The sequence below is a fragment of the Rhodococcus sp. FW305-130 genome (assembly GCF_058788335.1).
This window is the reverse complement of the sequence record NZ_JBYTAP010000002.1, coordinates 235,013-253,448: the sequence shown is the minus strand read 5'-3', so window position 1 is coordinate 253,448 and position 18,436 is coordinate 235,013. Positions and strand designations below refer to the sequence as shown.

Below are 18,436 nucleotides of genomic sequence, written 5' to 3'. Positions count from 1 at the left end.
GGCGCACAGTCGTTTGAGTAGGCTGTAACGATGGCTGACGTCCCCGACATTCGCATCGGCACTGCAGAACGCGAGCAGGCACTCGATCTCCTGAGCGAGCACTTCGCCGCAGGCCGCCTCACCGTCACGGAGTTCGACGAGAGAAGCGGAATCGTCAGTGCCGCAACAACTCGCAGTGAACTCGTTCCGGTGTTCGCCGATCTACCGGGCAACTATCAAGCTCCAGGCACCGCTCCCCTGTCGATGGTGACACCTCCCGCCGCACCGGCGGAGCGACGATTCAACCCCGACTGGTCCGGACGCGTCATGGCCGTCATCCCGATTCTCGCGGTGATCCTGTTCTTCGTCACCGGCACCTGGTTGTGGTTCCTCGCGATTCCCCTCGCCGGTGCACTGCTGTTCGGTACCGACAGGGAACGCAAAGCCAAGCGTCGCCGCGAGCGGGGCTCCGACTGATGGAGCCGATCGAGATCAACGCAGGCGGATGGTATCTGCGAGCACTGCGCGCAGACGAGCGTGTGGACGACCGCCCTGCCCTTGCCGACGGCGGTATCACCGACCCCGATTACGTGAGTCGGCGGAGCGCTCAGTGGCACGAAAACAGCGTCTACTCCTGGGCCGTGTGCCAGCCCAACACCGGTGAGCTTCTCGCCGAGGTCGTTCTGACGCCTCTCGACTCCACCGCCCTGCTGACCGGATGGGCCCGCGACGGGCACACCGAGGCGCTCACGACAGCCGCCGACGCCGTCACCAGATTCGCCGAAGGTGCACTCGGACTCGTCGTCGTCGAGGGGCAGACGAATTGAAGAACAACCGATACTGGCCGCTGGCGATCGCCGTGGTCATTGCCCTGATCATGCTCTTCTCCCCGGGCTCCACCGTCCCGTCGAGCCCGGAGAACACCGACAAGATCACTCACACGTTGATGTTCGCGGTGCTGGCGATCACCTCGTTGCACGCCCGGATCCCGGCGTGGCTCACCGCGGTGTGGCTCGTGATTTTTGCTGCGACGTCCGAGGTTCTTCAAGCAGCGCTGCCCATTTCGCGTTCCGGTTCGATCTGGGACGGCACCGCCGACCTGCTCGGCATCGCCATCGGGATCGGTATCGTCAGCCTCGTGATGCGGCGTCGAACGGCCCGCGACGACGAGCCGAGCAGGTCCTGATCAGCTGAGCAGGTTGCTCCGCAATTGTTCCTGGGTCGACGCGTCGATCTTCAGGCCGTCGGTGAAGTAGGCCTCGATCGATCCGTGGACCTGCGCGAGCTCTGCCATCGACGCCTCCAGGTACTCGCGCCTGACACCGAGGACACCTTCGAGCAGGGTCGGATCGATACCCTTGGCCTCGAATCGCTCGAGGAGCGGCGCGAACATCGGCAACAGAACCTTGTTGGTTTCGAGGTAGTCCGCGAAGACCGCGTCCTCGGAGGCACCCAGGAACAGCAGTAGCGCGGCTGCGGCCCAGCCCGTGCGGTCTTTGCCCGTGGTGCAGTGAATGAGTGCCGGCGAGCTGGGCGGCTGCGCCAAGTCGACGAACAGTTGCCGGTACGACGCGACCGCACTCGGCAAGGTCACGAAATCGCGGTAACTTCCCTGAAAGTACTCGAGCGCCTGGCCGCTACCCAACGCTTCGGCAGCAAACGCCGGGTCGGCGATCATCTGCTGCATTTGAGCCGGAATGGCGCGATACTGCTTGTCCGCCAATACGTCCAGGCCGAGTTCTCGGATTCCGTCCGGCGTCAGATCCGGCGCCGCCTCGCGTTCGGACTCGGTGCGCAGATCGTAGATCGTGACGATGCCCAGATCGGCGAGGGTCTGTGCGCCCTCCGCACTGAGCGATGCCAGATCGGTGGAACGAAACACACTCCCGGTGCGGACGGTGCCACCGAAGCTCGATTCGGGGCCACCGATGTCTCGGAGGTTCGCCAGGGACGGTACGACGGAAGACAGCTTGGGAGTATCGGTCATACCTAAGAATGTATCTGTCACCGGAAAAGGGCGGCCGGAGAAATAAGATCGAGACACATCATCTCCCGTAATTGCTGCGCTACAGATCCGTAACATGCTCAAGTAATCCTGTGGACATGCCTACAACGAATTCCAGTGGTCTCGGAGCCTTCGATGCGCTCGGTGACCACCAGGCAGTCGCGGCGCTGCTCGAGTGTTGCCATTCCGCCGTGTGGGCACAGGAAATCGCCTCGTCTCGCCCGTTCACCGATCTGGAAGCTCTGTTCGACAAAGCAGATGCCGTGCTGGCCGAGCTTCCCGAGTCCGAAATCGACGACGCTCTGTCCGGCCACCCACGAATCGGTGAGCGAAGCGAAAGCGCGGCCTCGACCCGTGAACAGTCGGAAGTCTCGTCCGCGACAGAAGACGTCCTCGCGGAACTTCGACAGAAGAACGCCGAGTACGAAGAGACATTCGGCCATGTTTACCTGGTCTGCGCGTCGGGGAAATCTGGAACGGAGCTCCTCGACATCCTTCGAGGCCGTCTCCGAAACGACCCGGCGACCGAGCGTTCCGTGCTTCGAACCGAATTGGCCGCCATCAATCGAATCAGGCTTGCCCGTCTGATCGATTCACTCGCCGGAGGCGCAGCATGAGCAAGACCCTGAGCACGCACGTTCTCGACGCGACGACGGGCATTCCCGCGGCGGGGATTCGCGTCGAACTTCGTGATCGAGACGGCGTCACGATCACCAGTGCTGAGACCGACTCCGACGGCCGCATCCCCGAACTTGCTCCTGGTGGTCTGGTCACCGGTCACTACACCCTGACTTTCGACACGGGAACGTATTTCGAGATCAACGGACAAGAGAACTTCTACCCGGAAGTGACAGTGACCTTCCGGGTGGACGACACGGCGCGGGGCTATCACGTCCCACTGTTGCTGTCGCCCTTTGCTTATTCCACCTATCGCGGGAGCTGAACACGTGACTACCGAAAACATCACGACCGGCAACATCACGACCGGTGTTACAAGCACCGACCGGTTGAGCGGATCCATCGAACTTACCGGTCACCAGTACGGCAAAGCTGAGAACAGGGTAGTCCGAATCTACCGCGACACTCCTCGTCACGAGATCCACGACATCAACGTCTCCACCTGCCTGCGTGGAGATTTCGCCGACGCGTACCTCACCGGCGATCAGTCGAAGGTTCTGCCGACCGACACGCAGAAACAAACGGCCTATTCCTACGCCAAGGAAAAGGGTCTGATCTCGATCGAGACGTACGGACTCGAACTCGCCCGTCATTTCGTCGACGACATCGAACCGGTCAGTGGCGCGCGGATCGAGATCGAGGAATACGCTTGGGAGCGTGCGATTGTCGACGGCAGCGAGCACGACTACACCTGGATTCGGAAGGGTCAGGAAGTTCGGACGGCGTCGATCACAATCTCCGATACTGGGACAGCCGATGCCGGGACGTGGGTGATCGGCGGTTTGAAGGACCTGGTGATCCTCAAATCGACCGGTAGTGAGTTCTCGGGTTTCCTCGAAGATCCGTACACGATCCTCGAGCCGACAGACGACCGCGTCATGGCGACGACGTTGGTCGCCCAGTGGCGATTCGTCACCACCGACGTCGACTGGGAATCGGTCTACGTGGGTATCAAGGCACAAATCGTCAAACAGTTCGCGCAGGTGCATTCACTTGCCTTGCAGCAGACGCTCTTCCACATCGGCAAGGCAATTCTCGAAGAGTTTCCGATCATTGCCGAGGTTCGACTGTCGGCACCCAACAAGCATCATTTCGAATATGCACTCGGCCGCTTCGGAGTCGAGAACGACAACGAGGTGTTCCACGCCGCCGATCGTCCGTACGGGTTGATCCAAGCTGCGGTCAGCCGATCCGACGCACCAGACGCGGGGCCGTCGTGGACACCCTATTCAGGCTGGTTGTCGTGACCGACCCGGCCCTCGGGACCACTCTCGTCGTCGCCAATGCCCATGTGGTCACGATGGACAGCGAGCGTTCCGAGCACCCCGACGGCTACGTCGTGATCTCGGGCAACAAGATTGTCGACGTGGGGGCCGGAAAGGCTCCCGTGTACCCCAATGCGCACGTGATCGACGGCAACGGTTGCCTGATCACGCCCGGTCTGGTGAACACACATCATCATCTCTACCAATGGATCACCCGTGGCCTGGCAGCAGACTCGACGCTCTTCGAGTGGCTGACCACGCTGTACCCCGTCTGGGCGGGTATCGACGCCGACGCCGTCCACGTGGCGGCCACCGGCGGACTCACCTGGTTGGCAAAAACCGGATGTACGACCACCACCGACCACCACTACGTCGTTCCCCGCGACGCCGGCGACGTTTTCGAAGCCGAGATCACCGCCGCTGCGCAGGTTGGCCTTCGATTCCACCCGTGTCGTGGGTCGATGGACCTCGGTCAGAGTTCCGGCGGCCTGCCACCGGATCACGTCGTGGAAAAACTCGACGACATCCTGACCGGCACGCAGTCGGTGATCGACCGCTGGCACGATCCGAATGCGGGGTCGATGCTGCAGATCGCGGTAGCTCCCTGCTCACCCTTCTCGGTGACGGAGTCACTGCTCCGAGAGTCCGCGACGCTGGCCCGCGAAAACGGCGTGCGAATGCACACGCATCTCGCCGAGACGCTGGACGAGGAAAGCTTCTGCCGAGAGCTTTTCGGTTGCACGCCGGTCGAATACATGGAACGCGTCGGCTGGGTGGGCCCGGACGTCTGGTACGCACACGCAGTCCATCTCGACGACGCCGGTATCGAGACGATGGCGCGAACCGGAACTGCCGCGGCACACTGTCCGACCTCCAATGCGCGACTGGGGGCCGGTATCGCCCGTGCCGCCGATCTGGTGAAGGGCGGGGTCACCGTGGGGCTCGGTGTGGACGGCGCGGCGAGCAACGAAGCATGCAGTCTGATCGAGGAGTCTCGTCATGCGCTTCTGTTTGCTCGCGCCAAGGGCGGACCGCAGACGATGACGGTGCGAAAAGCCTTGGAATTGGGAACGATCGGCGGCGCACGAGTTCTGGGCCGCGAGGGCGAAATCGGATCGATCGAGGTCGGAAAACTTGCCGACCTGGCGGTGTGGAAACTCGACACCGTCGCGCATGCCGGCATCACCGATCCGGTGGCGGCGCTCGTACTCGGCTCGACGCCCCCGCTGAAGTTACTACTCGTCAACGGGCGAATCGTAGTTGCCGACGGACGAGTCACCACCGTCGACGAGGACGTCGTGGCCTCGGATGTCGCACGCGCACACCGCGACCTACTCGGAAAGGCTTGAGGCAGCGATGGATCTGCACAGCGTCGACGAAGTTCTGGTGCCGCGGACCCGCGCCGAGCTCCCCTGTGCCTCACCCGGTATCGGGTTCATCGGCGGCGGCACCTGGCTGTACTCGGAACCGCAGCCGCACCTGACCACTCTTGTCGACCTTGCGGGCTTCGACTGGAAAGCTGTCGCGGTCGGCGATCTCGGTCTCGAAATCGCGGCCACCTGCACCATCGAGGAACTGTGCCGCGCCGATCTTCCCACCTCATGGTCCGCCGCAGCGCTGTTCCAACACTGCGCCGACGCACTGCTCGCATCATGGAAGGTGTTGCGATACGCGACCGTCGGCGGCAACATCGCGCTCTCCTTCCCGGCCGGAGCGATGACGACTCTGTGCACCGCTCTCGATGCCGAACTGACGATCTGGCGTCCGGACGGTACCGAATACTCAGTCCCCGTAGTCGATTTCGTCATCGACGATTCTCGCAACGTGCTCGGCCCCGGCGAGATCATCCGCAGTATCCGGATTCCCGTGCATGCACTGACCGCACGTACCGCGATGCGAAAACTGGCACAGACGTCACTCGGGCGATCGGCCGTAGCCGTTGCCGGACGCTGCGGTGCCGACGGTTTCACACTGGCGATCACCGCCGCGACCCGCCGTCCGTACGCTCTGAAATTCGACGAACTCCCCGACGCCGCTGCACTTGCGGATGCGTTGCACTGCAGGATTCCGGAAGACGCCTACTTCACCGATGTCCATGGAACTGCGCCGTGGCGGAAGGCGATGACTGACCTTCTCGCCGAAGAAATCCGAGGTGAACTGGAATGAAGTACTCGGTGGACGGAGTTCCCCGCGACGACCAGCCCCGCCCAGGACAGTGCCTGCGAACCTTCCTCCGCGAGCACGGAGCGAACTCCGTCAAGAAGGGGTGCGATGCCGGAGACTGCGGCGCCTGCTCGGTTCTGGTCGACGGACACCCCACCCATTCGTGCATATTTCCCGCCCACCGCCTCGGCGGCCGCGACGTCGTCACCGCCGGCGGCCTCGGAACACCGGAGAAACTTCACCCCATTCAACAGGCATTCGTGGACGCCGGTGGATTCCAATGTGGTTTCTGTACAGCGGGAATGGTAGTCACCGCATCAGCGCTGTCGGTCGAACAAAAATCCGATCTCGCGTGCTCGATGAAAGGTAACCTGTGCCGCTGCACCGGTTATCGGTCCATTCGTGACGCCCTCGCGGGTACATCCAATACCGAGACCGCCAAAACAGGCGGGGCTCAGGGGCGTTCCATCGCAGCCCCGGCGTCCGCACGCATCGTCACGGGGACCGAGCAGTACACCATGGACTTCTCCCCGGGTGAGAAGCCGATCGGCCTGCTTCACGTCGCAGTACTCGGCAGTCCGCACGCACACGCACACATAACCCGGATAGACACGGCAGCAGCGGAAGCGGCGCCGGGCGTCGCCGCGGTCCTCACCTTTCAGGACAGTCCGGACGTGCTGTTCTCGACCGCCCGGCACGAGGACCGCAACGACGATCCGGACGATACGCGGGTGTTCGACAGGACCGTCCGTTTCCGCGGCCAGCGCGTCGCCGCGGTCATCGCCGAAACCCCGACGCAGGCGGAACGTGCACTCTCGCTGATCGAAGTCGACTACGAGGTACTCGACGCGGTATTCGAACCAGATCTGGCGCGTTCCCCCGGCGCTCCGCTCCTGCACGGCGACAAAGACGAGAGCTCGCGGATCGCAGAAGTCCCTCGCAACGTGGTTGCCGCGCTTCACGATGGTGTCGGCGATCTGGACCGTGCGCTCGCGGATGCCACTGCAGTCGTCGAAGGTACGTGGAAAACTGCGCGAGTCCAGCACGTGGCCTTGGAAACTCACGGCGCAGTGGGGTGGCTCGACGAGGACGGCCGTCTCGTCATCAGAAGCAGCACACAGGTGCCGTTTCTGGTTCGGGACGAATTGGCGCACATCTTCGATCTCGATCGCAGCCGAATCCGGGTGTTCGCCAAGCGGGTAGGTGGAGGTTTCGGCGGGAAGCAGGAACTACTCACCGAAGATCTGGTCGCACTCGCCGTCCTGCGAACGGGTAAGCCCGTTGCTTACGAGTTCAGCCGCAGCGATCAGTTCACCATCGCACCGTCACGGCACCCGATGCGAGTTTCGGTTCGCGCCGGCGCCGATGCCGACGGAAATCTCACTGCACTGGCCATCGACGTCCTTTCCGACGCCGGGGCGTACGGGAACCATTCGATCGGAGTCATGTTCCACGGTTGCGCCGAATCCATGGCGGTCTATCGCGCTGCAACCAAACGCGTCGACGCCGAAGCGGTCTACACGAACAACGTTCCGTCCGGCGCCTTCCGTGGTTACGGGCTCGGCCAGATCATCTTCGCCGTCGAGTCGGCCATGGATCAGCTCGCTGATCGTCTCGGCATGGACCCCTTCGAGTTTCGGCGGCGAAACGTCGTCGTACCCGGAGACGATTTTGTCGACTGGCACGTCGAGGACGGTGATCTCGAATTCGGCAGCTACGGACTGGACCAGTGCATCGACCTCGTCGACAGTGCACTGTCGAGCGGACGCGGGGAGGCTGCACCGGCAGGGTCGCGTTGGCAGATCGGCCGGGGCATGGCAATTGCCATGATCGCGACGATCCCGCCGCGTGGTCACTTCTCCGACACCACTGTCGCACTCGAGGCCGACGGTCGGTACGTGGTGAACATCGGCACCGCTGAGTTCGGCAACGGAACCACCACGATTCACCAACAGATCGCGGCCACCGAATTGCGGACGACAGTCGATCGCATCACGATTGTTCAATCCGACACCGATGCAGGCGGATACGACACCGGAGCATTCGGGTCGACGGGAACGGTGGTCGCCGGCAAGGCGCTCCTGATCGCCTGCGAGCGCCTTCGCGAGCGAATACTGACCCGTGCGGTGCGATTGAGTGGCCGCGGCGCGCAGATCGACGATCTTTCGCCGGACGGGGTCGAAACGTCCCACGGTTGCCTCGATTTCGCGACGCTACTCGAAGGTGGCCCGCTCGCCGCTGACGGTCGCCACGACGGAACACCGCGCTCGGTCTCGTTCAACGTTCACGGTTTTCGCGTTGCCGTCGACACGGATACCGGCCGGGTGAAGATCCTGCAGTCGGTTCAGGCCGCCGATGCCGGCACCGTCATGAACCCGGCACAACTGCGAGGGCAGGTGGAAGGCGGTGTGGGACAGGCCCTCGGCGCTGCACTGTCGGAGGAAATCGTCATCGAAGAAGGCCGAGTGATCAATCCTCAGCTACGCAATTACCACGTTCCACAGATCGGAGATTTGCCGATCACCGAAGTACTGTTTGCCGACACGTACGACAAACTCGGGCCTTTCGGCGCAAAATCGATGAGTGAGGCCCCCTTCAATCCGGTAGCACCGGCGTTGGCAAACGCGATAGCCAACGCGTGTGGAGTGCGTATGTACTCCACACCGATGACACCGGATCGAGTGTGGAGCGAACTCCAGGCCAGAGCCTAGACTTCGCGCTCGAGCACTCGCTCGACTGCGTCGACCGCGTCGTCCAACTCACCGGTGGTCACCGTCAGCGCGGGACGGAATCTGATTCCTCTCTTCCCGGTTGGCAGTATCATCACATGCTCGTCTTCTCGCAGTCGCTGGACGACGCGATCACGAAGGTCACTGTCCGCCAACGTAATCGCGCACATCAGACCACGACCGCGCGGCTCGGTCGCCGCCGCGTAGCGCCCGCAGACTTCGGTCAACCGGGCAAGGAGATGCGCACCCGTGAATCGCGCGCGGTCGATCAGTCGGTCCTGCTCGATGACTTCGAGTATCCGCCGGGCGCGCACCATGTCGGTGAGGTTGCCACCCCACGTCGAATTGATCCGGGAACTGACGTGAAACACATTGTCGTGCACTTCATCCGCTCGACCGCCGGCCATGATGCCGCACACCTGCGTTTTCTTACCGAAGGCCACCACATCCGGATGCAATCCCAATTGCTGATAGGCCCAAGCGGTTCCGGTGATTCCGCATCCCGTTTGCACCTCGTCGAGAATGAAGAGGGCGTCATTCTCACGACACAGCTCTTGCATCGCCTGCAGGAATTCCGGCCTGAGGTGATGGTCACCGCCTTCGCCTTGGATCGGCTCGGCGATGAAACAGGCTATATCGTCGGGGTTGTCGGAAAACGCTCGGCGCGCTTGCTCGAGAGCTTGCCTCTCCGCAGCTTCGACATCGCGACCGTCTGCGAGATACGGCGAGTCGATCCGGGGCCAGTCGAACTTGGGGAATCTCGCGACCTTGCCCGGTTCGGTATTGGTGAGCGACATCGTGTATCCGCTACGACCGTGGAAGGCCTCGGTCAAATGCAGGACCTTCGTCCCCAGATCGCTTGACAATCCACGGCTTTCGTTCAACCGACTCTTCCAGTCGAAGGCAACCTTGAGCGCATTTTCCACCGCAAGTGCCCCGCCGTCCACGAAGAACAAATGTGGGAGCGCCGAATCCCCCAGGACCCGAGCGAAAGCCGCAACGAAGCGCGCCATAGGCTCGGTGTAGATGTCGGAATTACTCGGCTTGTTGGAGGCGACAACGGCCAATTCCTGCTGGAATTCCTCGTCGTCGGCGATCGCCGGGTGATTCATCCCCAGGGCGGAAGAGCCGAAGAAACCGAACATGTCCAGAAACTCGGTGCCGTCTCGCAGGTCGCGGAGATACGAACCCTGCGACCTTTGCACATCGAGAATCAGATCGAATCCGTCGACGAGAATGCTGGCCTTCAGCACCTCGTAGACCGGAAAGAGCGCACTGTCACCGAAGTCTCGCATCGCAGTACTCATACTGCGAAGATTATGTCAATTTTACGAAAGTGTCGATAGGAGGCCGCAAAAGTTACGGAAGACCCGTCATTCGTCGTAAAAAGTTTGTAGGATGATGGTGCTTCGCGTGTTGACGTTGGCTGCCGTACGGATCTCCTGCAGCAATCGTTCCAACGCGCGAGGTGACGCCACCCGGACCAGGAGGACGTAGCTTTCGCTCCCGGCCACGGAGTGACACGAGACGACGGCCGGTAGATGACGCAAGCGAGCAGGCGCATCGTCGGGCTGCGAAGGATCGAGAGGAGTGATTGCGACAAATGCGGACAGATTATGACCGAGTGCCTCCGGATCGATCTTCGCCGAGTAGCCACGGATCACCTTGCGAGACTCCAATCGACGCACTCTCGACTGGACTGCAGAGATCGAGAGTCCTGCCTTCTCAGCAAGACTCGCGAGAGTGGCACGGCCGTCCAAGACCAATTCACGCATCAAAAGTCGATCGGTTTCGTCGACCGGAACCCCGGCAGCGTCACTGGTTTCTGTTTCTCGCACCTGCGCAGGCTAACGCAATCGGACATTCGTATGGTTGAAACCTGGGAGCTACGTGCACGGTTCGCAGCGGCCCTCGCCAAGATGTATGGCGACGAGGTCCCCGCTTACAACACCTTGGTAGATGTAACGATGCAGGTGAACCGCGATTTTGCCACCGAACACCCGGATTCGGCGGAGCGCCTGGGCAGCCTGGCGAGAGTCAGCGCCGAGCGTCACGGCGCCATCAGACTGGGGACTCTCGACGAACTACGTGACGTAGCCACCGTCTTCGGCGGATTCGGTATGTTTCCGGTCGGCTACTACGACCTCCGGCTCACCGACTCCCCCATTCCCGTTGTCTCGACGGCGTTTCGCCCCACCGAACCTGCCGAACTCGCCCGTAACCCGTTCCGTGTTTTCACTTCGGTACTGACCGGCTCCGATTCCAGGTTCTTCGACACCGACCTCGAGCGTCGGATCACCGGGTTCCTGCGTCGCCGCACCCTGTTCTCTCCAGAACTTCTGCAGTGGGCACGGCAAGCGAACCGCGAGTGCGGCCTACCGGAGCCCGAGGCGACACAATTCGTCGAAGCGGCGACCTCGGCGTTTCGGCTCGGCACCGATCCCATCGACGCCGGTTGGTATCGCGAACTTGCCGCGATCTCACCTGTCGCCGCAGACATCGCCGGCCAGGGCTCGACACATGTCAACCACCTCACCCCGCGAGTGCTCGACATCGACGAGTTGTACCGCCGAATGACCGAGCGCGGCATCACCATGATCGACCGCATCCAAGGCCCGCCGAGGTGGAATGGACCGCCACTGCTTCTGCGGCAGACATCGTTTCGCGCACTCGCCGAAGACAGACGTTTTCGCCGGCCGGACGGATCGGTCACCACAGAACCTGTCCGCGTCAGATTCGGCGAGGTCGAGGCACGCGGAATCGCGTTGACCCGCGGCGGGCGTGCAATCTACGACCGACTGATCGCAAGGCCCGCGGACGCCGACTGGGACAGCGAATTTCCGCACACCGAGGACGGATTGGACGACGCGGGGTTGGCGTACTTCACGTACCGAAACGAAGGAACTGTTGTCGTCCGCGACCCGATCGTCTACGAGGACTTCCTACCGGCGTCCGCGGCCGGGATCTTCGCGTCCAATCTCGATTCCGTGACCGGATTCGTTTCCGATGCGCCCGGCGCCGAATACGGGCAGGATCGATTGGAGGGCGCCATCGACCGCACCATCGAAGATCCGTTCGAGCTGTACCGCGCACAACAAGAGGCATCACGTGCCCTGCTTTCTCCCGCCAACAACCACTCCCGCCTACAAACACTTCCGCCTTCAAACACAGAGGACTCCCCGTGAACCTGCCTGATCCTTCGAGCCTCGCTGATCGCGCCGAGAGAGCCCTCGCTGCCTGTGGCGTCGAGGGGCCCGCCGGTGATCTGAGCGCACACACGCCGATCACCGGCACACAGCTGCGTACGGTCCGGCAGCACTCCGGCCGAGAGGTCGACGACGCCGTCGAGGCGGCTCATCGAGCGTTCCTCACCTGGCGCACCGTCCCCGCTCCGGCGCGCGGCGCGGTGGTGCGGCGGCTGGGCAGCCTACTTACCGAGCACAAGGAGGATCTCGCGGAGATCGTGACGCTGGAGGCAGGCAAGGTCACCTCGGAAGCTCTAGGCGAGGTACAGGAGATGATCGACATCTGCGAGTTCGCGGTCGGTCTCTCCAGGCAGCTCTACGGGCGCACCATGCCGTCCGAACGTCCCGGCCACCGGTTGTCGGAAACGTGGCACCCGCTCGGCGTTGTCGGGGTCATCTCTGCGTTCAACTTTCCGGTAGCGGTGTGGTCGTGGAATACCGCCATTGCTCTGGTCTGCGGCGACTCCGTCGTCTGGAAGCCTTCGGAAACCACTCCGTTGACCGCTCTGGCATGTCATGCGCTCCTGCGGCGTGCGCTCGCGGATTGTGAAGCACCGATCGACGTGCACCAGTTGGTCGTCGGCGGACGTGACGTCGGTGAGGCGCTGGTGGACAACCCACTCGTGGCCTTGGTCAGCGCCACGGGTTCCGTGCGGATGGGCCGCGCCGTGGCTCCGCGGGTCGCCGCGCGCTTCGGACGAAGTCTTCTGGAGTTGGGTGGGAACAACGCCGCGGTCGTCACGCCGTCGGCGGATCTCGAGCTTGCCGTGCGCGGAATTGTCTTCTCCGCCGCGGGAACTGCCGGGCAGCGCTGCACCTCACTGCGCCGACTCATCGTTCACGAGTCGATCGCCGACAACGTCGTCGATCGCATTGCGTCCGCGTACGCGCAACTCCAGGTCGGTAGTCCCTTCGATTCCGGTGTTCTGGTCGGACCGCTGATCAACGAAGCCGCGTACGAGGCAATGCAGAAGTCCCTCTCGGCCGCGCGCGGCGACGGCGGAACCGTGGTGTGTGGCGGTGATCGCGTCGGCGAATCCGGGTTCTACGTGACACCTGCTCTCGTTCGCATGCCCGCACAGACCGAGGTGGTACGGGCGGAAACATTTGCACCCATCCTCTATGTCTTGACCTACACCGACTTCGACGACGCTATTGCGCTGCACAACGGTGTACCTCAAGGACTTTCATCCTCGATCTTCACACTCGATCAGCGAGAAGCAGAGCGCTTCCTCGCCGCCGACGGCTCCGATTGCGGCATCGCGAACGTGAACATCGGAACGTCCGGTGCGGAGATCGGCGGCGCATTCGGCGGCGAGAAGGAGACGGGCGGCGGACGCGAATCGGGTTCGGATTCATGGAAGGCCTACATGCGCCGAGCCACCAATACCGTCAACTACTCGGACCAGTTGCCGCTGGCTCAAGGCGTCGAGTTCGGCTGAACGCGTTCTGGGCAAAATCGGCGATCGCTTCGATCAACTCCGGGAGCGCCGACAACTGCGGGGCGTGGTCGGTGTCCAGGCTGACCACCTGGGCACCGGGAACAAGTTTTTGCATGGCACGTTGAGCTTCGATCGGCACGGTTCGATCGAGCGTGCATTCGACATACAAACGCGGGACGGTTCCGAATCGTTCTTCCGTCCAGACGGGTGCCATCAGGCGGGCCGACTCCAGTTGTGGAACGAGCATGCGGGCGGCGAAGATCGCATCAGCCACCGGCGCTTCGTGGAAGAACACAGCGGCACCGGCTTCGGGCGGAACCACCGTCGCATTCCCGTCGTCCACGGGGACCAACCAACGTGAGATCCCGACCGGACTTGCCAGACCGACTTCGATGCAGAGCATCCCGAAGTCCATCTGCGATGGAAGCATCATCCCCGCGACGTAAACAAGACCCGCTACCCGCGAAGGCAGTAACTCAGCCACCTGCGAGGCCACGATGCCTCCGCCGGAGTGACCGACGAGGGTGCACTGCCCGTCCAGGGACTCGACGACTGCCACAACATGTTCGGCAACTACGTCGAGATCGATCACGTCGTCGGGGTTCCAACTTCCCGAGCCTGGAAGCTCCACCACAACGGGATTGAAGCCGGCCGATGTCAGTGGGCCACACACACGATCCCAGACCCAACCGCCGGCCCACGCTCCGTGGATGAGGACGATGTTCCGTGCACTCACTGCTTGATCTCGAGCTCTGCAGCCGAAAGTACCCGAGCCGCCTCACGACCTGCGGCGGCGTTGGACTTTCCCTGCCTCGACCCGGCCAATTTGGCCTTGATGTGATCGCGAACGGTAATGGATTCGTACTCCAAGCCGGAGTCGTCCTGAAAACTCGGCAGAGTCGCAATCACCGCGTCGACGTTTCCGTCGTGGAAGAAGGCCGCCGATCGCCGACGCTTGATGGTGCCGTTCACCACCGGAGGCGCAACTCGGTGCAGCGTGGACATCCACCTGTCGTTGGTCAGTCGCGCGGTGAGATCCCCGAGATTGACCAGTAGCGCGCCGTCGACCGGCCAGACATCGTGCCAGCGTCGGTCGCTCCCGAGTACTTGCAAACCTTCGACCTGATCCGCCCACAGCACGGTGACCAGCCCGAAATCGGTATGTTCGCCCATACCCTTCAACTCACCGTCCAATGTCACCGTCCCTTCGGGTAATGCGTAGTTGTTCATCCGCAGTACGTCGATGGAATGGTCGGTGATCGACTCGAAGAATCCTGGGGTCAGACCGAGCGCATCTTCGAAAATGGTTGTCAGTGTGCGTGCCACCCGCTCGCCATGGGCGTAGTAATTCTCCACTCGTTCCGTGAAACCTGGCACTGCGGGCCACAGATTGATTCCGTAATCCTCCTCCGACAGTTCGAGTTCGGTGAATGATCTGGCTTCGGTTCCGACGTTGAAGGCCTCGAAGAAGTCATTCATCCGAGTCGCGGATTCGACGCCGAGGCTCAAGCTCAGCGACTCGCTCTTGGGCGGGCTGTATCCACGATTCGCGCCCTCGATTCGGTAGCCCGTTTTCGTCTCCATCGGCAGCCCGAAGAAGTCGTCCATGGCTTCGGCGAGGCCGGAAGAAACATCGGCCGGAACGCCGTGGCCCCGAATCTGGATGAAACCGACAGTCCGACAGGCATGGTCGACTTCGGCGGCTACTCGCGCCTTGTCCTGGTCGGCACCACCGAGTACGTAGGGCGAGATGTCGATGACGGGAACTTCGAAGGGATCAGACTGGGACGATGGCACTGGCGTCTCCTGCAGAGGTGGTAGCGGGTTCAGGAAGGCTCTCTCGCGATCGCCTCGCGAGTTCACCGAGTCGGGTGTGATTGAACAGCAGATTGAGTGAAAAGGCAGAGGCCGCAGCCAAGGTGATGCCGCTACCGAGGAGGATCTGAGCCGAGGAGGGGAATCGCTCGAACATCCCCTCCGCAAATTCCGGCAGAATACCGATTCCGACGGACACAGCAGCGATCGTGGTGTTGATCGGGTCACTGAGATCGACCTTGCGCAGTGTGTTGATTCCGACCACGGCGACAGTGGAGAACAAGATGATTCCGACGCCGCCGACCACCGGATCAGGCAGGGCTGCAACTACTTCACCCATTCGCGGGATGAGGCCGAGGACGATCAGAATGGCACCGCTGGTAGCGGTCACGTACCGGCTGTACACCCGGGTCGTGGCAACGGCGCCGACATTCTGCGAGAAAACGGTGTCGACAAAGGCATTGAAGATTCCGCCCAGAACTCCCGACATGCCGTCGGCCACCAGCCCGCGTGCGAGATCTGCTTTTTTCAAAGGCTTTCCGGTGATCTCGCTGACCGCCAGCATGCTCGCCGTCGATTCTGCGAAGACGACTGCCATGACGATACTCATCGCCACCACGGCGGTGACGGGAAACTCCGGAGCGCCGAAGTGGAACGGCATCGGGAAGCCCACCCAGGCCGAGCCGCCGACGCCACTCAGATCGATCAGACCCATCGGGATGGCGATCACGGTACCGATCACCAGTGCCATCAGTACACCGAGTTGCGTCCACATCCCGCGACCGAGGCAGATGAACGCCACCGCGACCACAACGACTGCGGCAGCCAGCGCCAGATTCTTCGGATCGGCGAACGACGGGGAGGTCGGGTCGTTTCCGACGATCAGTCCTCCCGCGACACCGATCAACGAGATGCCGATGACTGTGAGGACGACGCCGGTGACCAGGGGTGGGAAGTATCGGACGATTTTGGCGAACGGGACGGCCAAGGCTATGCCGACCACGCCACCGACCAGCATGGACCCGTACACGGCCTGCAGGCCGTACTCCTTGGCGATCAGAATCATCGGCGTCAGCCCGGCGAACGTCGCACCGCAGACGATCGGCAGGCGGACACCGGCAACCTTGCCGACGCCCAGGCTCTGAATGATCGTGATGATGCCTGCAACGAGCAAGTCCGCACTGATCAGCATCGCGACCGTGCTGCGGTCCAGCCCGACTGCGGCACCGAATACCAGCGGAACCGTGATGCAACCGGTGTACATGATGAGGACGTGCTGAAGAGCAAAAGCAGACTGGCGGGCAATGGGGAGCCGCTGGTCGACTGGATGGATGGCCATGCGCCGATCTCCGTCCGAAGCTGGAAGTGTTTCGTGTACGGGACTATTCAGCACGTCGATAATTTCTTACCGTGGTCGAATTTGTTTCGTCTGTGTAATCAAAACTTTCACCAGAGCACTGCTATCTTCGGCACATGGACGACGACCAGAGAGCGATAGCGACCGCAATCGGGGCAGCCGTGCGGACAGCGAGAAAAGAAGCCGGTTTGACGTTGCGTGAGGTTGCCGTGAAGTCAGGGTTGTCGCAGCCATTCCTGAGCCAAACCGAAAACGGGCACGCAGTACCCAGCGTCATGAACCTTCACCGCCTCGCGCAATCGCTCGGCACCACGGCGCACTCACTCTTGGCACAGGGCGAGCGAACTCCGTCCAGCCTCGTCCGCGCCGGCGAGGGGCGAACCTTCGAACTGGCACACGATTCGGTGATCCGATTCTGCTCGACCGGCTCACGGACCATGGAACCCAACGAGATCACGGCAGCACCTCACTCCGAGGCAGGTGAGCACACCGAACATGCCGGCGAAGAATTCATTCACGTTCTCGAAGGATCTGTCGAGGTCGAGGTCGGGCTGGACGAGCACCACGTTCTTCATGTCGGCGATACCCTCCTCTACACCTCGACCATCCCGCATCGGTGGTTCAATCGCACCGCTGCAGTTGCGAGATTCCTCATCGTGAGTTCACCGCCGTCCTTCTAGATACGCCACCGCTGCAGTTCCACACCACAACCCCGGCTCGCGGCTTACCCTGACAGCGTGACCAAGTGGCCGGAACTTGCGCGTGAGATCGCCGATACCGTTCTGTTTCCCGTCGCCGACAGCGTCGACGCCGACGGAGAAATCCCCAGCAGCCATTTCGACGCGCTCGCCGCCGACGGCTTCTACGGCATCGCCGCCCTCGGTGACGGTGGCCCCAGCAGCGAAGAACTGGTCGAGGTCCTCGAAACCTTGTGCGGCGGTTGCCTCGCGACGACGTTCACCTGGATGCAGCATCACGGCGTCGTCGGAGCCCTGGCAGCGAGTACCAATACGTCTCTGCGCGAACAATACTGGGACGGTCTGGTTTCCGGCACGATTCGCGGTGGGGTTGCCTATGCCGGCGCCATCCCCCGCCCACCGCTCCTGTGGGCCAAGCGGGTGAACGACGGCTACGTCCTCGACGGGATCGCACCCTTCGTCACCGGTTGGGGCATCGTCGATGTTCTCTTGGTGTCGGCGCGCGACGAGTTCGACAATTCCATCGTTCATTCCGTCGTACCGGTGGGCGAGGCCCCGGGTCTGACGATCGAGGAGCTTCCACTGATCGCGGCGCGCGGGAGCAACACCGTCCGAATCGTGTTCGACGCTTTCGAAATTCCCGATACCGACGTCTGTGCTGTCGTCAGCGACGAACAGTTCCAGAGCACCCAACTCCCCGGCTTGTGGCTCAACGGCGCGATGGCCATGGGCATCACCCGCCGCGCCGTGACCGAACTCACGGATCTGGGAGTCGACGCCGACGCGTTCGAAGAACAAGCCGCCCGGGCGCGCGCCGATCTCGATGCAGCACTGCGCGGCGGCGGCGACATGTCGGCCGCACGCGCCCGCGCATCGGAACTTGCGATACGAGCATCGGCCGCGCTCGTCACCGCGACCGGAAGCCGCGCCCTCGTCGGCAGCAACACCCCCGAGCGGCTCATGCGAGAAGCCACCTTCACTCTTGTCGCGGCTGGTCGACCGGAGATCAAGACAGCTCTCGTGGAACGACTCAGCGGATACTGAGTCTGCACGGTTACAC

Annotated in this window: 19 protein-coding genes; 13 read left to right on the top strand and 6 right to left on the bottom strand. The window is 62.4% G+C overall.

Translation table 11 applies throughout. The features are described from left to right. Positions 1-30: 30 nt before the first annotated feature. The 3 genes from AC3WQS_RS07300 to AC3WQS_RS07290 are packed head-to-tail and all read left to right on the top strand — an operon-like array spanning position 31 to position 1,165. Positions 31-456: a DUF1707 SHOCT-like domain-containing protein gene (locus tag AC3WQS_RS07300; RefSeq protein ID WP_029255031.1), complete on the top strand. Its 426-nt coding sequence runs from the start codon at positions 31-33 to the stop codon at positions 454-456. Beyond that, on the top strand, positions 456-806 hold the full coding sequence (locus tag AC3WQS_RS07295; RefSeq protein ID WP_492712091.1) for a hypothetical protein: 351 nt from the start codon (positions 456-458) through the stop codon (positions 804-806). The genes AC3WQS_RS07300 and AC3WQS_RS07295 overlap by 1 nt, the downstream gene beginning before the upstream one ends. Continuing rightward, entirely contained in the window at positions 803-1,165 is a 363-nt protein-coding gene (locus AC3WQS_RS07290; protein ID WP_020969195.1) for a VanZ family protein, read from the top strand. The genes AC3WQS_RS07295 and AC3WQS_RS07290 overlap by 4 nt, the downstream gene beginning before the upstream one ends. Here AC3WQS_RS07290 and AC3WQS_RS07285 read toward each other — a convergent pair whose 3' ends face one another. Then, positions 1,166-1,966: a tyrosine-protein phosphatase gene (locus tag AC3WQS_RS07285; protein ID WP_492712092.1), complete on the bottom strand. Its 801-nt coding sequence runs from the start codon at positions 1,964-1,966 to the stop codon at positions 1,166-1,168. Positions 1,967-2,082: 116 nt separating this feature from the next. On the opposite strand from AC3WQS_RS07285, the gene uraD reads away from it, so the two are divergent. The 6 genes from uraD (at position 2,083) to AC3WQS_RS07255 (ending at position 8,801) form a co-directional block, all read left to right on the top strand. Next, positions 2,083-2,601: a 2-oxo-4-hydroxy-4-carboxy-5-ureidoimidazoline decarboxylase gene (gene uraD / locus AC3WQS_RS07280; protein ID WP_020969193.1), complete on the top strand. Its 519-nt coding sequence runs from the start codon at positions 2,083-2,085 to the stop codon at positions 2,599-2,601. After that, positions 2,598-2,927: a hydroxyisourate hydrolase gene (uraH, locus tag AC3WQS_RS07275; RefSeq protein WP_492712093.1), complete on the top strand. Its 330-nt coding sequence runs from the start codon at positions 2,598-2,600 to the stop codon at positions 2,925-2,927. The genes uraD and uraH overlap by 4 nt, the downstream gene beginning before the upstream one ends. 64 nt (positions 2,928-2,991) lie before the next feature. Next, positions 2,992-3,909, top strand: coding sequence for a factor-independent urate hydroxylase (gene pucL / locus AC3WQS_RS07270; RefSeq protein ID WP_024487453.1), 918 nt, complete (start codon positions 2,992-2,994; stop codon positions 3,907-3,909). Positions 3,910-3,962: 53 nt separating this feature from the next. Beyond that, complete coding sequence (locus tag AC3WQS_RS07265; RefSeq protein ID WP_232816936.1) at positions 3,963-5,276, top strand: 8-oxoguanine deaminase; 1,314 nt, start codon at positions 3,963-3,965, stop codon at positions 5,274-5,276. A 7-nt stretch (positions 5,277-5,283) separates the two neighbouring features. Further along, positions 5,284-6,093, top strand: a complete 810-nt coding sequence (locus AC3WQS_RS07260; protein ID WP_492712095.1) for an FAD binding domain-containing protein — start codon at positions 5,284-5,286, stop codon at positions 6,091-6,093. Further along, positions 6,090-8,801 (top strand): molybdopterin-dependent oxidoreductase, encoded by a 2,712-nt coding sequence (locus AC3WQS_RS07255; RefSeq protein ID WP_492712096.1) that lies wholly within the window; start codon positions 6,090-6,092, stop codon positions 8,799-8,801. Before AC3WQS_RS07260 ends, AC3WQS_RS07255 begins: the two co-directional genes overlap by 4 nt. On the opposite strand, the gene lat is transcribed toward AC3WQS_RS07255, so the two are convergent. Together lat and AC3WQS_RS07245 are read right to left on the bottom strand one after the other, a co-directional pair. Then, a complete protein-coding gene (gene lat, locus AC3WQS_RS07250) occupies positions 8,798-10,126 on the bottom strand; it encodes an L-lysine 6-transaminase (RefSeq protein ID WP_492712097.1) in 1,329 nt (442 codons plus the stop codon). The two genes, AC3WQS_RS07255 and lat, sit on opposite strands and share 4 nt — an antisense overlap. Positions 10,127-10,192: 66 nt before the next feature. Then, positions 10,193-10,657 carry an Lrp/AsnC family transcriptional regulator gene (locus tag AC3WQS_RS07245; RefSeq protein WP_019747732.1) on the bottom strand — a complete coding sequence of 155 codons (465 nt, stop codon included), beginning with the start codon at positions 10,655-10,657 and terminating at the stop codon, positions 10,193-10,195. Between the two features lie 30 nt (positions 10,658-10,687). Between AC3WQS_RS07245 and hglS the strand changes: the two genes are divergently transcribed. Further along, on the top strand, positions 10,688-12,004 hold the full coding sequence (gene hglS / locus AC3WQS_RS07240; RefSeq protein WP_256063539.1) for a 2-oxoadipate dioxygenase/decarboxylase: 1,317 nt from the start codon (positions 10,688-10,690) through the stop codon (positions 12,002-12,004). Further along, positions 12,001-13,506, top strand: coding sequence for an L-piperidine-6-carboxylate dehydrogenase (amaB, locus tag AC3WQS_RS07235; protein WP_492712100.1), 1,506 nt, complete (start codon positions 12,001-12,003; stop codon positions 13,504-13,506). Before hglS ends, amaB begins: the two co-directional genes overlap by 4 nt. Here amaB and AC3WQS_RS07230 read toward each other — a convergent pair. Genes AC3WQS_RS07230 through AC3WQS_RS07220 form a run of 3 tightly spaced genes read right to left on the bottom strand, consistent with a single transcriptional unit; the run spans position 13,457 to position 16,660 of the window. Further along, positions 13,457-14,242 carry an alpha/beta fold hydrolase gene (locus tag AC3WQS_RS07230; RefSeq protein WP_113683021.1) on the bottom strand — a complete coding sequence of 262 codons (786 nt, stop codon included), beginning with the start codon at positions 14,240-14,242 and terminating at the stop codon, positions 13,457-13,459. The two genes, amaB and AC3WQS_RS07230, sit on opposite strands and share 50 nt — an antisense overlap. After that, positions 14,239-15,303 carry an isopenicillin N synthase family dioxygenase gene (locus tag AC3WQS_RS07225; RefSeq protein ID WP_492712103.1) on the bottom strand — a complete coding sequence of 355 codons (1,065 nt, stop codon included), beginning with the start codon at positions 15,301-15,303 and terminating at the stop codon, positions 14,239-14,241. Before AC3WQS_RS07225 ends, AC3WQS_RS07230 begins: the two co-directional genes overlap by 4 nt. Beyond that, positions 15,284-16,660, bottom strand: coding sequence for a uracil-xanthine permease family protein (locus AC3WQS_RS07220; protein ID WP_492712105.1), 1,377 nt, complete (start codon positions 16,658-16,660; stop codon positions 15,284-15,286). The genes AC3WQS_RS07225 and AC3WQS_RS07220 overlap by 20 nt, the downstream gene beginning before the upstream one ends. A 134-nt stretch (positions 16,661-16,794) precedes the next feature. Between AC3WQS_RS07220 and AC3WQS_RS07215 the strand changes: the two genes are divergently transcribed. Next, positions 16,795-17,358 (top strand): helix-turn-helix domain-containing protein, encoded by a 564-nt coding sequence (locus AC3WQS_RS07215; protein WP_003940980.1) that lies wholly within the window; start codon positions 16,795-16,797, stop codon positions 17,356-17,358. 57 nt (positions 17,359-17,415) lie between these two features. Further along, positions 17,416-18,420 carry an acyl-CoA dehydrogenase family protein gene (locus AC3WQS_RS07210; RefSeq protein ID WP_492712107.1) on the top strand — a complete coding sequence of 335 codons (1,005 nt, stop codon included), beginning with the start codon at positions 17,416-17,418 and terminating at the stop codon, positions 18,418-18,420. The last annotated feature ends 16 nt before the right edge of the window (positions 18,421-18,436 follow it).

What these genes read in the sequence shown, in the direction of transcription:
- hglS (WP_256063539.1), top strand. Translation starts at nt 10,688, where the DNA reads ATGGTTGAAACCTGGGAGCTACGTGCACGGTTCGCAGCGGCCCTCGCC.
- AC3WQS_RS07300 (WP_029255031.1), top strand. Translation starts at nt 31, where the DNA reads ATGGCTGACGTCCCCGACATTCGCATCGGCACTGCAGAACGCGAGCAG.
- AC3WQS_RS07215 (WP_003940980.1), top strand. Translation starts at nt 16,795, where the DNA reads ATGGACGACGACCAGAGAGCGATAGCGACCGCAATCGGGGCAGCCGTG.
- uraD (WP_020969193.1), top strand. Translation starts at nt 2,083, where the DNA reads ATGCCTACAACGAATTCCAGTGGTCTCGGAGCCTTCGATGCGCTCGGT.
- uraH (WP_492712093.1), top strand. Translation starts at nt 2,598, where the DNA reads ATGAGCAAGACCCTGAGCACGCACGTTCTCGACGCGACGACGGGCATT.
- AC3WQS_RS07255 (WP_492712096.1), top strand. Translation starts at nt 6,090, where the DNA reads ATGAAGTACTCGGTGGACGGAGTTCCCCGCGACGACCAGCCCCGCCCA.
- AC3WQS_RS07265 (WP_232816936.1), top strand. Translation starts at nt 3,963, where the DNA reads ATGGACAGCGAGCGTTCCGAGCACCCCGACGGCTACGTCGTGATCTCG.
- AC3WQS_RS07285 (WP_492712092.1), bottom strand. Translation starts at nt 1,966, where the DNA reads ATGACCGATACTCCCAAGCTGTCTTCCGTCGTACCGTCCCTGGCGAAC.
- AC3WQS_RS07260 (WP_492712095.1), top strand. Translation starts at nt 5,284, where the DNA reads ATGGATCTGCACAGCGTCGACGAAGTTCTGGTGCCGCGGACCCGCGCC.
- lat (WP_492712097.1), bottom strand. Translation starts at nt 10,126, where the DNA reads ATGAGTACTGCGATGCGAGACTTCGGTGACAGTGCGCTCTTTCCGGTC.
- AC3WQS_RS07220 (WP_492712105.1), bottom strand. Translation starts at nt 16,660, where the DNA reads ATGGCCATCCATCCAGTCGACCAGCGGCTCCCCATTGCCCGCCAGTCT.
- AC3WQS_RS07295 (WP_492712091.1), top strand. Translation starts at nt 456, where the DNA reads ATGGAGCCGATCGAGATCAACGCAGGCGGATGGTATCTGCGAGCACTG.